Here is a 12,846-nt window from a genome sequence, read left to right as displayed (position 1 = left end):
GGCAGAAATACACCAGTTTAAACAATCATTCATCTGGTTTTGCGAATACTGATATTGATGATACTAACGGCCCACCGGCCTGTTGAGGAACCTGTAAAACGGAAAGGCTCATTGAAGCCGTATATTTTCTGGAGGTTCATCAGGCGCGGAACTCATCGAGGCGCGGGAATAAAATCCCATTCAGACGCCGGATAGATTCAAGCAAGCCAACTTGTCGTCAAAATCGGTGTTGCAAAAACGGGAGTGACCATAGATTCCGTTTTCTGAGGCGACCCCCACATAGAGACCTTCCCGGTCATTCACTTTGTAGAGTTTGTCCCTGGGCTTGAGATTGCGCAGCTTGGTATCGGTCAGCATGTACCTTGTCCTTCTTCGTCTCCGATACCCACTCGATTGTAAACAAGCACACAAAACCCTTTAGTGACAACAATTTGCAAGAACTATCAGGCTCAGTGCCATGAAAAATACCATGACCAGATCATGAGGTTGAACACGGCTTGCGCCGGCAGCGTTCACGCTCCTGGTCGGCGATCTCGCCCGGCTGCAATGCTAGCTCAGCATCGGTCATGCGCTCCAGCACGTCGCGTAGGCGGATGGTGCAAGGAATGGGCGGCAGCTCGAACTCATAGCCGCCGGCGATCATTTCGGCCGCAATCTCCTCGGTGATGAAAAACGGCTCGTCGTCTTGGTTCGGCTTCTTCATGCCCTTTCCTCCTGGCGCTCATCCTGGCCGACAGCGGCCAGGGCATCGGCTTCCGTCAATGCGTCCTCCACGAACGCGCCGTGCTGCTTCGCTTCGGCCTGGCTGACCTCGGCCCATATCCGTTTCACCTGGGCCGCACTGTACCCGGCCAGCTCGGCGGTCTTGTTGATGCTGTAGCCGGACTTGCGCAGCGCGACAACTTGGGCGCGGCGCTTCGGATCAGCACGGCGGCCCTTGTACCGCCCGGCCTGGCGGGCCAACTCAATGCCTTGGCGCTGGCGTTCGCGCCTGTCCTCGTAGTCGTCGCGGGCCATCTGCAAGGCCAGGCGAAAAAGCATGATCTGCACGGCTTCCAGCACGATCTTGGCGACGCCCTGGGCCTCGGCCGCCAGGTCGGATAGATCGACCACGCCAGGGACGGCCAGGCTTGCGCCTTTGGCCTGTATCGAGGCCACCAGGCGCTCGGCCTCGGGCAAAGGTAGGCGGCTGATGCGGTCGATCTTCTCGGCAATGACCACCTCGCCGGGCTGTAGGTCGCCGATCATGCGCAGCAGCTCAGGCCGGTCGGCGCGTGCGCCGGATGCCTTCTCACGGTAGATGCCGGCGACGTAGTAGCCGGCGGCCTTCGCGGCCGTAGTGATCGCCTCTTGGCGTTCCAAGTCCTGCGCGTCGGTGCTGACGCGCAGATAGACCCGCGCCACCATCGGCGCGGCTACTGGCTTCGTCCTGCGCATACTTGCGGGCTCCTTTGGGCATACGCAAAGTGTCCGGTCATGCTACCCCCGGCCAAAAAGGCCGTCATGCGATTTATCTTGGCCGGGTCGTTATTGGCGGGTCTAAATGGCCGCTCCGTGGATCTCATCGCCAGAAATGGCGATGCGAGATCCAGGGCAGGGCGGCCGCCATCGTCAGACCTGGCGATGGTCGACGCCGGCGCGCATCGTCGGATGTGGCGATGCGAGCTCGAGGTCGGTGGCCACCGCCGGCGACCTGGTGCCATCGTCGGCAATGGCGATGCTGCAGCTCGACGTGCGCGGCCTGGTCGTCTCGGCATCGTCGGATGCGGCGATGCTCGAGCGAGGCGAAAAAAAACCGCCTCGGGGTGTCCGAGGCGGCAAGTCTGCATGCGGTTCAGGGAGGAAGAAACCGCGCCGGCGATCAGGGAGGAAAACCGCGCGGCCTGATGTGCAGCTCGGCCACTTTAGCCGGATTTTTCGACTTATCCGATGCGAGCGGCCCGCCGTGGGCGCTGCTCGATCTGCTGTTGCTTTTTCTCGACGTGCTTCTGCTCCTGGTGCTGCTGCTCGTCGCGCGGCACTGTTGCAAAGTTAGCGATGAGGCAGCCTTTTGTCTTATTCAAAGGCCTTACATTTCAAAAACTCTGCTTACCAGGCGCATTTCGCCCAGGGGATCACCATAATAAAATGCTGAGGCCTGGCCTTTGCGTAGTGCACGCATCACCTCAATACCTTTGATGGTGGCGTAAGCCGTCTTCATGGATTTAAATCCCAGCGTGGCGCCGATTATCCGTTTCAGTTTGCCATGATCGCATTCAATCACGTTGTTCCGGTACTTAATCTGTCGGTGTTCAACGTCAGACGGGCACCGGCCTTCGCGTTTGAGCAGAGCAAGCGCGCGACCATAGGCGGGCGCTTTATCCGTGTTGATGAATCGCGGGATCTGCCACTTCTTCACGTTGTTGAGGATTTTACCCAGAAACCGGTATGCAGCTTTGCTGTTACGACGGGAGGAGAGATAAAAATCGACAGTGCGGCCCCGGCTGTCGACGGCCCGGTACAGATACGCCCAGCGGCCATTGACCTTCACGTAGGTTTCATCCATGTGCCACGGGCAAAGATCGGAAGGGTTACGCCAGTACCAGCGCAGCCGTTTTTCCATTTCAGGCGCATAACGCTGAACCCAGCGGTAAATCGTGGAGTGATCGACATTCACTCCGCGTTCAGCCAGCATCTCCTGCAGCTCACGGTAACTGATGCCGTATTTGCAGTACCAGCGTACGGCCCACAGAATGATGTCACGCTGAAAATGCCGGCCTTTGAATGGGTTCATGTGCAGCTCCATCAGCAAAAGGGGATGATAAGTTTATCACCACCGACTATTTGCAACAGTGCCCCCGAACGGACGTTAGATTTCGAGTTCTAGGCGTTCTGCGATGAAGGTTGGATCCCAGCCGGGATTGAAAGTGTCGACGTGGGTGAATCCGAGCCGCTCGTATAGGCCACGCAGGTTCGGGTGGCAGTCGAGCCGCAGCTTGGCGCACCCCTGCGTTCGCGCGGCATGGCGGCAAGCCTCGATCAGCGCGGAGCTGACACCCCGGCCCGCATGTGTCCGTCGCACCGCGAGCTTGTGCAGATATGCGGCCTCCCCCTTGAGGGCGTCGGGCCAGAACTCGGGATCCTCGGCCGACAAGGTGCAACAGCCGACGATGCCGTCGCTGCAACTCGCGACTAGGAGCTCGGATCTCAGGACGAAGGTCTCCGCGAATGTCCGGTCGATCCGCGCGACGTCCCAGGCGGGCGTTCCCTTGGCGGACATCCACGCCGCAGCGTCGTGCATCAGCCGCACAACCTCGTCGATATCACCCGAGCAGGCGACCCGAACGTTCGGAGGCTCCTCGCTGTCCATTCGCTCCCCTGGCGCGGTATGAACCGCCGCCTCATAGTGCAGTTTGATCCTGACGAGCCCAGCATGTCTGCGCCCACCTTCGCGGAACCTGACCAGGGTCCGCTAGCGGGCGGCCGGAAGGTGAATGCTAGGCATGATCTAACCCTCGGTCTCTGGCGTCGCGACTGCGAAATTTCGCGAGGGTTTCCGAGAAGGTGATTGCGCTTCGCAGATCTCCAGGCGCGTGGGTGCGGACGTAGTCAGCGCCATTGCCGATCGCGTGAAGTTCCGCCGCAAGGCTCGCTGGACCCAGATCCTTTACAGGAAGGCCAACGGTGGCGCCCAAGAAGGATTTCCGCGACACCGAGACCAATAGCGGAAGCCCCAACGCCGACTTCAGCTTTTGAAGGTTCGACAGCACGTGCAGCGATGTTTCCGGTGCGGGGCTCAAGAAAAATCCCATCCCCGGATCGAGGATGAGCCGGTCGGCAGCGACCCCGCTCCGTCGCAAGGCGGAAACCCGCGCCTCGAAGAACCGCACAATCTCGTCGAGCGCGTCTTCGGGTCGAAGGTGACCGGTGCGGGTGGCGATGCCATCCCGCTGCGCTGAGTGCATAACCACCAGCCTGCAGTCCGCCTCAGCAATATCGGGATAGAGCGCAGGGTCAGGAAATCCTTGGATATCGTTCAGGTAGCCCACGCCGCGCTTGAGCGCATAGCGCTGGGTTTCCGGTTGGAAGCTGTCGATTGAAACACGGTGCATCTGATCGGACAGGGCGTCTAAGAGCGGCGCAATACGTCTGATCTCATCGGCCGGCGATACAGGCCTCGCGTCCGGATGGCTGGCGGCCGGTCCGACATCCACGACGTCTGATCCGACTCGCAGCATTTCGATCGCCGCGGTGACAGCGCCGGCGGGGTCTAGCCGCCGGCTCTCATCGAAGAAGGAGTCCTCGGTGAGATTCAGAATGCCGAACACCGTCACCATGGCGTCGGCCTCCGCAGCGACTTCCACGATGGGGATCGGGCGAGCAAAAAGGCAGCAATTATGAGCCCCATACCTACAAAGCCCCACGCATCAAGCTTTTGCCCATGAAGCAACCAGGCAATGGCTGTAATTATGACGACGCCGAGTCCCGACCAGACTGCATAAGCAACACCGACAGGGATGGATTTCAGAACCAGAGAAAGAAAATAAAATGCGATGCCATAACCGATTATGACAACGGCGGAAGGGGCAAGCTTAGTAAAGCCCTCGCTAGATTTTAATGCGGATGTTGCGATTACTTCGCCAACTATTGCGATAACAAGAAAAAGCCAGCCTTTCATGATATATCTCCCAATTTGTGTAGGGCTTATTATGCACGCTTAAAAATAATAAAAGCAGACTTGACCTGATAGTTTGGCTGTGAGCAATTATGTGCTTAGTGCATCTAACGCCGCCATAAACGGCGACAGGGTGGCGCGCCTATTGCGCATAAAATGGCGAAGCCATGCGCAACAGGCGCGGAATCTCTGGCGTCCGGTTTGATGGCTTTGTTATGCAAAGGACTAGTCTTCAATGACGTGTAAACCACGGCGCTTTAAGTCCTCCAACGAATCCAACATTCCCCTTATTAATTCAACAGGATGCCCCTCCCAGTCTTCAACAACGCCAACAATTCTCAAGGGTTCGCAGGTTCTATAGGACTGTGTTGGATTACCGGGAAATCTTTTGTTCGTAAGATTCGGATCGTCTTCGAACGGTCCTGTTGGCTCAACTATGTATATGTAGCCGCGACCCTCGAGGCCAGACAGTGACATAGCAAGTTCAGCTCCCCAAACTGCTGGCTCCATCAAGGCTGAAAAGTAGATGTGCTTAAGAATACGACCGTCCTCGAAATGAGAGATGAACCCTGTGGTTAGCAAGTCACCAATCGCCAAATTGGCTTTGGTTCCATGATAGAACGGTCCTTGCACCTGCTTGTAATTATCATGAGAGATGGGAATCCAATCTTTTACCATTTTAAGACCCTTAATTGTTGGGATTTGGCTGCATAACGCCTGAAATAAGCCGTGCCGCGAAGCGGCATCGGCTTGATTGAATTGTTAGACGGCAAACTCGAGCCAATACTTGTGCAGGCCAACAATATTAGACGAGCACAGCATGGGCATTGCCGCTTTGATCTTCTCCAGTGACCAATTCCACCACTCCATCTCCAGAAGCAATGAAATTTCCTCATCGGTGAAGCGTTTCTTAATCTTCTTAGCGGGATTGCCGCCAACGATAGCGTAAGGCTCCACATCTTTTGTCACCAACGAGCGGCTGCCTATCACCGCACCGTGCCCGATCTTGATTCCGGGCATGACCATTGCCTCAGAGCCGATCCAAACGTCATTGCCAATGACAGTATTACCTGCTTTTTGGAAGGCATCGAGTGCGCTTGAGAATGCAGGTTCTTCCTGCATATAAAAGAACGGGAAAGATGATGCCCAGTCGTACCGATGCCCCTGATTGCCAGCCATGATAAAGGAAGCCCCACTCCCGATAGAGCAGAAACTACCGATGATCAACTTATCAACGTCATCACGGTCCGGAAACAGATACCGTGCGCAGTCATCGAATGAGTGCCCATGATAGTAGCCAGAGTAATAGCTGTACCGCCCAACTTTGATATTGGGGTTCTTCACTTGCTCAGAAAGCAGCTTGCCTTTGAAGGGGCTATCAAAGTAGTTGGTCATAAGAGATCCCGCGGTCTGTGACTTTGCCGTCTAACGTTTGAAATAAGGGGCGCCGAGCGCCAGCGAGGGGAGCCAAAAGCTTGCTTTTGGCCGTCCCGACTTGATTGAAGGGTTGGGCGATTTTGCCATTAGATTTTTTATAAATTTAGTGTGTTTAGAATGGTGATCGCATTTTTCTTGGCTTTTATGCTTGATGTTAAATTCGACCCCAAGTTTCCTGTAAGTGCGGACACAAAAACATATTTATGTCCTGATTTGCTTATAATAAACCCTTCAAACCATCCGTTTTGTAAGGTTCTATTTGCTGTGAATCCTGCACCAGTTTTCCCATACAGTTTTGTACTATTATCCAGATCTTGTAGATACATGTTCTCTATGGTGTTTTCTATGGCTGAGTTTTTAACTGGGAGATTGTGATTAATAATTTTACGCAGGAATTGAATTTGTTCTTCTGGTGAAATTTTTAAGCTACTTTCGAGCCATGCTTCTGTTAATCCGTTGTTTCTTTCTTTATCTCCAGAGAAGTCTTGATTTCCATAATCAAAATCTTTGAGATAATTCTTGATTTTATTTAATCCAATTTTTTGGGTTATTTCTTGCGAAACCCAAACAACAGAAAATTGCATCCACGTCTTTGGTGTATGATTGCTGTTCCAGATCTCCATTCCTTTGGGGGTTTTATCCCATTTGAATATGGTTTTCTGATCTATTATTTCCGCATCAAATGCCATAAGTGATAATGCGATCTTGAAAGTTGAATCTGGTGCCATTTGCGTTGCACACTTTGCTTTATTGAATTGAGCAATTTCAGCGTTTGTGGATGCATCGTAAAGTAAAAAACAACCTTCAGTTCCTTCAAATAATGGAGATGCAACAGTAGAGATATCTGTTGATGCACTGGCGCTGCTGTAGATAATATTTGCAATTATTAAAAAAATAGCGAAGTTGATATGTATTGTGTTTTTCATAATAAGTATTGGTTTGGTAAAGGGCTTAATTTTAACGGCTAACAATTAATGAGGCTCCGGGTTCGCCCAACGTTTGACATGAGGGGCGGCCAAGGGCGCCAGCCCTTGGACGTCCCCCTCGATGGAAGGGTTAGGCATCACTGCGTGTTCGCTCGAATGCCTGGCGTGTTTGAACCATGTACACGGCTGGACCATATGGGGTGGTTACGGTACCTTGCCTCTCAAACCCCGCTTTCTCGTAGCATCGGATCGCTCGCAAGTTGCTCGGCGACGGGTCCGTTTGGATCTTGGTGACCTCGGGATCATTGAACAGCAACTCAACCAGAGCTCGAACCAGCTTGGTTCCCAAGCCTTTGCCCAGTTGTGATGCATTCGCCAGTAACTGGTCTATTCCGCGTACTCCTGGATCGGTTTCTTCTTCCCACCTTCCGTCCCCGCTTCCAAGAGCAACGTACGACTGGGCATACCCAATCGGCTCTCCATTCAGCATTGCAATGTATGGAGTGACGGACTCTTGCGCTAAAACGCTTGGCAAGTACTGTTCCTGTACGTCAGCAAGTGTCGGGCGTGCTTCTTCTCCGCCCCACCACTCGACGATATGAGATCGATTTAGCCACTCATAGAGCATCGCAAGGTCATGCTCAGTCATGAGGCGCAGTGTGACGGAATCGTTGCTGTTGGTCACGATGCTGTACTTTGTGATGCCTAACTTTGTTTTTGCGTTGCTCATGATGTCTAACTCCCAATTTGTGTAGGGCTTATTATGCACGCTTAAAAATAATAAAAGCAGACTTGACCTGATAGTTTGGCTGTGAGCAATTATGTGCTTAGTGCATCTAACTTTGTTTTAGGGCGACTGCCCTGCTGCGTAACATCGTTGCTGCTCCATAACATCAAACATCGACCCACGGCGTAACGCGCTTGCTGCTTGGATGCCCGAGGCATAGACTGTACAAAAAAACAGTCATAACAAGCCATGAAAACCGCCACTGCGCCGTTACCACCGCTGCGTTCGGTCAAGGTTCTGGACCAGTTGCGTGAGCGCATACGCTACTTGCATTACAGCTTACCAACCGAACAGGCTTATGTCCACTGGGTTCGTGCCTTCATCCGTTTCCACGGTGTGCGTCACCCGGCAACCTTGGGCAGCAGCGAAGTCGAGGCATTTCTGTCCTGGCTGGCGAACGAGCGCAAGGTTTCGGTCTCCACGCATCGTCAGGCATTGGCGGCCTTGCTGTTCTTCTACGGCAAGGTGCTGTGCACGGATCTGCCCTGGCTTCAGGAGATCGGAAGACCTCGGCCGTCGCGGCGCTTGCCGGTGGTGCTGACCCCGGATGAAGTGGTTCGCATCCTCGGTTTTCTGGAAGGCGAGCATCGTTTGTTCGCCCAGCTTCTGTATGGAACGGGCATGCGGATCAGTGAGGGTTTGCAACTGCGGGTCAAGGATCTGGATTTCGATCACGGCACGATCATCGTGCGGGAGGGCAAGGGCTCCAAGGATCGGGCCTTGATGTTACCCGAGAGCTTGGCACCCAGCCTGCGCGAGCAGCTGTCGCGTGCACGGGCATGGTGGCTGAAGGACCAGGCCGAGGGCCGCAGCGGCGTTGCGCTTCCCGACGCCCTTGAGCGGAAGTATCCGCGCGCCGGGCATTCCTGGCCGTGGTTCTGGGTTTTTGCGCAGCACACGCATTCGACCGATCCACGGAGCGGTGTCGTGCGTCGCCATCACATGTATGACCAGACCTTTCAGCGCGCCTTCAAACGTGCCGTAGAACAAGCAGGCATCACGAAGCCCGCCACACCGCACACCCTCCGCCACTCGTTCGCGACGGCCTTGCTCCGCAGCGGTTACGACATTCGAACCGTGCAGGATCTGCTCGGCCATTCCGACGTCTCTACGACGATGATTTACACGCATGTGCTGAAAGTTGGCGGTGCCGGAGTGCGCTCACCGCTTGATGCGCTGCCGCCCCTCACTAGTGAGAGGTAGGGCAGCGCAAGTCAATCCTGGCGGATTCACTACCCCTGCGCGAAGGCCATCGGTGCCGCATCGAACGGCCGGTTGCGGAAAGTCCTCCCTGCGTCCGCTGATGGCCGGCAGCAGCCCGTCGTTGCCTGATGGATCCAACCCCTCCGCTGCTATAGTGCAGTCGGCTTCTGACGTTCAGTGCAGCCGTCTTCTGAAAACGACAAACGATGTCAGAATAGAGTTAAATTTCCTATTGATTGACATATTCCGTCAAAGGTAATAGATTTCATCCTGACACTTTTGCCTTTGGAGGCATCTTGCAAGGTCAACGCATCGGCTATGTCCGCGTCAGCAGCTTCGACCAGAACCCGGAACGGCAATTGGAGGGTGTTCAGGTGGCGCGGGTGTTCACCGACAAGGCTTCTGGCAAGGACACCCAGCGTCCCGAGCTGGAAAGGCTGCTGGCCTTCGTCCGCGAGGGCGACACCGTGGTGGTGCATAGCATGGACAGGCTGGCACGCAACCTTGATGACCTGCGCCGCATCGTCCAAGGGCTGACACAACGGGGCGTGCGCATGGAGTTCGTCAAAGAAGGGCTGAAGTTCACCGGCGAGGACTCACCGATGGCCAATCTGATGCTGTCGGTCATGGGAGCCTTCGCTGAGTTCGAGCGCGCCCTGATCCGCGAACGTCAGCGCGAGGGAATCGTGCTGGCCAAGCAGCGCGGTGCCTACCGGGGACGAAAGAAATCGCTGAACAGCGAACAAATTGCCGAGTTGAAACGGCGAGTTGCGGCAGGCGACCAAAAAACCTTGGTGGCCCGTGACTTCGGCATCAGCCGCGAAACCTTGTACCAGTACCTGCGGGAAGACTGACCATGCCACGCCGCTCAATCCTGTCCGCCACCGAGCGCGAAAGCCTGCTGGCACTGCCAGATGCCAAAGACGAACTGATACGGCACTACACGTTCAACGAAACCGACCTGTCGGTGATCCGTCAGCGTCGCGGCGCCGCGAATCGATTGGGCTTCGCTGTGCAGCTTTGCTACTTGCGATTCCCTGGCACCTTTTTGGGCGTCGATGAGCCTCCGTTTCCGCCCCTGTTGCGCATGGTGGCCGCGCAACTCAAGATGCCAGTGGAAAGTTGGAGCGAGTACGGCCAGCGCGAACAGACACGGCGGGAGCACTTGGTCGAGCTGCAAACGGTTTTTGGGTTCAAGCCCTTCACCATGAGCCACTATCGGCAAGCCGTGCATACATTGACCGAGCTGGCCTTGCAGACCGACAAAGGCATCGTGCTGGCGAGCGCACTTGTCGAGAATCTGCGGCGGCAGAGCATTATCCTGCCCGCCATGAATGCCATCGAGCGCGCAAGCGCCGAGGCCATCACCCGTGCCAACCGACGCATTTACGCGGCGCTGACCGATTCTTTGTTATCACCCCACCGTCAGCGCCTGGACGAACTTCTCAAGCGCAAGGACGGCAGTAAAGTGACGTGGCTGGCATGGCTGCGCCAGTCGCCTGCCAAACCGAACTCTCGCCACATGCTCGAACATATTGAGCGCCTGAAATCCTGGCAAGCACTTGATCTGCCCGCAGGCATCGAGCGGCAGGTTCACCAGAACCGCCTGCTCAAAATCGCTCGTGAAGGTGGCCAGATGACGCCTGCTGATCTGGCAAAGTTCGAGGTGCAACGACGCTATGCCACGCTGGTAGCGCTGGCCATCGAAGGCATGGCCACCGTCACCGATGAAATCATCGACCTTCACGATCGCATCATCGGCAAGCTGTTCAACGCGGCCAAGAACAAGCATCAGCAGCAGTTCCAGGCTTCCGGCAAGGCGATCAACGACAAGGTGCGGATGTATGGGCGCATCGGTCAAGCGTTGATTGAGGCCAAGCAAAGCGGCAGCGATCCGTTCGCCGCCATCGAGGCCGTTATGCCCTGGGACACCTTCGCCGCCAGCGTCACCGAAGCGCAAACATTGGCGCGGCCTGCCGACTTTGATTTCCTGCACCACATCGGTGAAAGCTATGCCACGCTACGCCGCTACGCGCCGCAGTTCCTGGGCGTGCTCAAATTGCGGGCTGCGCCCGCCGCCAAGGGTGTGCTCGATGCCATCGACATGCTGCGCGGCATGAACAGCGACAGCGCGCGCAAGGTGCCCGCCGATGCGCCAACCGCATTCATCAAGCCGCGCTGGGCAAAGCTGGTTCTGACCGACGACGGCATCGACCGGCGTTACTACGAGTTATGCGCCCTGTCGGAGCTGAAGAACGCGCTGCGCTCCGGTGATGTCTGGGTGCAGGGTTCTCGCCAGTTCAAGGACTTCGACGAATACCTGGTGCCGGTCGAGAAGTTCGCCACTTTGAAGCTGGCCAGCGAATTGCCGCTGGCAGTGGCCACCGACTGCGACCAATACCTGCATGACCGGTTGGAATTGTTGGAGGCGCAACTCGCCACAGTCAACCGCATGGCTGCGGCCAACGACTTACCGGATGCCATCATCACCACCGCGTCAGGCCTGAAGATCACGCCGCTGGACGCGGCAGTACCAGACGCCGCGCAAGCCATGATCGACCAGACAGCTATGCTGCTGCCGCACCTCAAAATCACCGAGTTGCTGATGGAGGTCGATGAATGGACGGGCTTCACCCGCCACTTCACACACCTGAAGACCAGCGACACGGCCAAGGACAAAACCTTGCTGTTGACGACGATCCTGGCCGACGCGATCAACCTGGGTCTGACCAAAATGGCCGAGTCCTGCCCTGGCACCACCTACGCCAAGCTGTCTTGGCTGCAAGCCTGGCACATCCGCGATGAAACCTATTCGACGGCGCTGGCCGAGCTGGTGAATGCGCAGTTTCGGCAACCCTTCGCCGGCAACTGGGGTGACGGCACCACGTCATCGTCGGACGGCCAGAACTTCAGAACCGGCAGCAAAGCAGAAAGCACTGGTCATATCAACCCGAAGTATGGAAGCAGTCCAGGACGGACTTTCTACACCCATATCTCCGACCAGTACGCGCCCTTCAGTGCCAAGGTGGTCAACGTGGGCATTCGTGATTCAACTTACGTGCTTGATGGCCTGCTGTACCACGAGTCGGACTTGCGCATCGAGGAACACTACACCGACACGGCAGGCTTCACCGATCACGTGTTTGGCTTGATGCATTTGCTGGGATTTCGCTTCGCGCCGCGTATCCGTGACTTGGGCGAAACCAAGCTATTCATCCCCAAGGGCGATGCCGCCTATGACGCGCTCAAGCCGATGATTAGCAGCGACAGGCTGAACATCAAGCAAATACGCGCCCATTGGGATGAAATTCTGCGGCTGGCCACCTCCATCAAGCAAGGCACGGTAACGGCTTCGCTGATGCTGCGCAAACTCGGCAGCTACCCGCGCCAGAACGGCTTGGCCGTGGCGTTGCGCGAGCTGGGGCGCATCGAGCGCACGCTGTTCATTTTGGATTGGCTGCAAAGCGTGGAGCTGCGCCGCCGCGTCCATGCGGGGCTGAATAAGGGCGAGGCGCGCAACGCGCTGGCCAGGGCGGTCTTCTTCTACCGATTGGGTGAAATCCGCGACCGCAGTTTTGAGCAGCAGCGCTACCGGGCCAGCGGCCTCAATCTGGTGACGGCGGCCATCGTGTTGTGGAACACGGTATATCTGGAGCGTGCCACCAGTGCTTTGCGTGGCAACGGCACGGCGCTGGACGACACATTGTTGCAATATCTGTCGCCGCTGGGGTGGGAGCACATCAACCTGACCGGCGATTACCTATGGCGCAGCAGCGCCAAGGTCGGTGCGGGGAAGTTTAGGCCATTGCGACCGCTGCCACCGGCTTAGCGTGCTTTAT

The 12,846-nt window shown here is 56.2% G+C and carries 14 protein-coding genes and 1 pseudogene; 3 read left to right on the top strand and 12 right to left on the bottom strand.

Annotated features, from left to right (window positions below; translation table 11 throughout):
• Nucleotides 1–252: 252 nt before the first annotated feature.
• From ACQG1Y_RS24190 to ACQG1Y_RS24135, 12 genes and pseudogenes are all read right to left on the bottom strand, one after another.
• Nucleotides 253–357 (bottom strand): annotated as a pseudogene (locus tag ACQG1Y_RS24190) (Arm DNA-binding domain-containing protein); the annotation flags it as partial.
• A 121-nt stretch (nt 358–478) separates the two neighbouring features.
• Complete coding sequence (locus ACQG1Y_RS24185; RefSeq protein WP_000743213.1) at nt 479–703, bottom strand: hypothetical protein; 225 nt, start codon at nt 701–703, stop codon at nt 479–481.
• On the bottom strand, nt 700–1,437 hold the full coding sequence (locus ACQG1Y_RS24180) for a recombinase family protein (protein ID WP_001446887.1): 738 nt from the start codon (nt 1,435–1,437) through the stop codon (nt 700–702). The genes ACQG1Y_RS24185 and ACQG1Y_RS24180 overlap by 4 nt, the downstream gene beginning before the upstream one ends.
• Nucleotides 1,438–1,922: 485 nt before the next feature.
• Entirely contained in the window at nt 1,923–2,063 is a 141-nt protein-coding gene (locus ACQG1Y_RS24175; RefSeq protein ID WP_001044210.1) for a hypothetical protein, read from the bottom strand.
• A 5-nt stretch (nt 2,064–2,068) separates the two neighbouring features.
• Nucleotides 2,069–2,773, bottom strand: coding sequence for an IS6-like element IS26 family transposase (locus tag ACQG1Y_RS24170; protein ID WP_001067855.1), 705 nt, complete (start codon nt 2,771–2,773; stop codon nt 2,069–2,071).
• Between the two features lie 75 nt (nt 2,774–2,848).
• A complete protein-coding gene (locus ACQG1Y_RS24165; protein ID WP_000376623.1) occupies nt 2,849–3,349 on the bottom strand; it encodes a GNAT family N-acetyltransferase in 501 nt (166 codons plus the stop codon).
• A 127-nt stretch (nt 3,350–3,476) separates the two neighbouring features.
• Nucleotides 3,477–4,316 (bottom strand): sulfonamide-resistant dihydropteroate synthase Sul1, encoded by an 840-nt coding sequence (sul1, locus tag ACQG1Y_RS24160; RefSeq protein ID WP_000259031.1) that lies wholly within the window; start codon nt 4,314–4,316, stop codon nt 3,477–3,479.
• Nucleotides 4,310–4,657, bottom strand: a complete 348-nt coding sequence (locus ACQG1Y_RS24155; protein ID WP_000679427.1) for a quaternary ammonium compound efflux SMR transporter QacE delta 1 — start codon at nt 4,655–4,657, stop codon at nt 4,310–4,312. Before ACQG1Y_RS24155 ends, sul1 begins: the two co-directional genes overlap by 7 nt.
• 222 nt (nt 4,658–4,879) lie before the next feature.
• Nucleotides 4,880–5,332 carry an NAD(+)--rifampin ADP-ribosyltransferase Arr-3 gene (locus ACQG1Y_RS24150; RefSeq protein ID WP_001749986.1) on the bottom strand — a complete coding sequence of 151 codons (453 nt, stop codon included), beginning with the start codon at nt 5,330–5,332 and terminating at the stop codon, nt 4,880–4,882.
• A gap of 84 nt (nt 5,333–5,416) precedes the next feature.
• The gene (locus ACQG1Y_RS24145) at nt 5,417–6,049 is read right to left on the bottom strand and encodes a type B-3 chloramphenicol O-acetyltransferase CatB3 (RefSeq protein ID WP_000186237.1); all 633 of its coding nucleotides are present in this window, start codon (nt 6,047–6,049) and stop codon (nt 5,417–5,419) included.
• A 137-nt stretch (nt 6,050–6,186) separates the two neighbouring features.
• The gene (locus tag ACQG1Y_RS24140; RefSeq protein ID WP_001334766.1) at nt 6,187–7,017 is read right to left on the bottom strand and encodes an oxacillin-hydrolyzing class D beta-lactamase OXA-1; all 831 of its coding nucleotides are present in this window, start codon (nt 7,015–7,017) and stop codon (nt 6,187–6,189) included.
• Between the two features lie 130 nt (nt 7,018–7,147).
• Nucleotides 7,148–7,702: a fluoroquinolone-acetylating aminoglycoside 6'-N-acetyltransferase AAC(6')-Ib-cr5 gene (locus tag ACQG1Y_RS24135; protein WP_063840321.1), complete on the bottom strand. Its 555-nt coding sequence runs from the start codon at nt 7,700–7,702 to the stop codon at nt 7,148–7,150.
• A gap of 291 nt (nt 7,703–7,993) precedes the next feature.
• Between ACQG1Y_RS24135 and intI1 the strand changes: the two genes are divergently transcribed.
• From intI1 to ACQG1Y_RS24120, 3 genes are all read left to right on the top strand, one after another.
• Nucleotides 7,994–9,007, top strand: coding sequence for a class 1 integron integrase IntI1 (intI1, locus tag ACQG1Y_RS24130; protein WP_000845039.1), 1,014 nt, complete (start codon nt 7,994–7,996; stop codon nt 9,005–9,007).
• Nucleotides 9,008–9,303: 296 nt separating this feature from the next.
• A complete protein-coding gene (locus tag ACQG1Y_RS24125; RefSeq protein WP_001162012.1) occupies nt 9,304–9,861 on the top strand; it encodes a recombinase family protein in 558 nt (185 codons plus the stop codon).
• Nucleotides 9,862–9,863: 2 nt separating this feature from the next.
• Nucleotides 9,864–12,836 carry a Tn3 family transposase gene (locus ACQG1Y_RS24120; protein WP_001138073.1) on the top strand — a complete coding sequence of 991 codons (2,973 nt, stop codon included), beginning with the start codon at nt 9,864–9,866 and terminating at the stop codon, nt 12,834–12,836.
• Nucleotides 12,837–12,846: the final 10 nt, after the last annotated feature.

This window comes from Enterobacter cloacae complex sp. 397G4 (genome assembly GCF_050031515.1).
GTDB lineage: Bacteria > Pseudomonadota > Gammaproteobacteria > Enterobacterales > Enterobacteriaceae > Enterobacter > Enterobacter hormaechei_C.
This window is presented reverse-complemented; position numbering and strand designations above follow the sequence as displayed.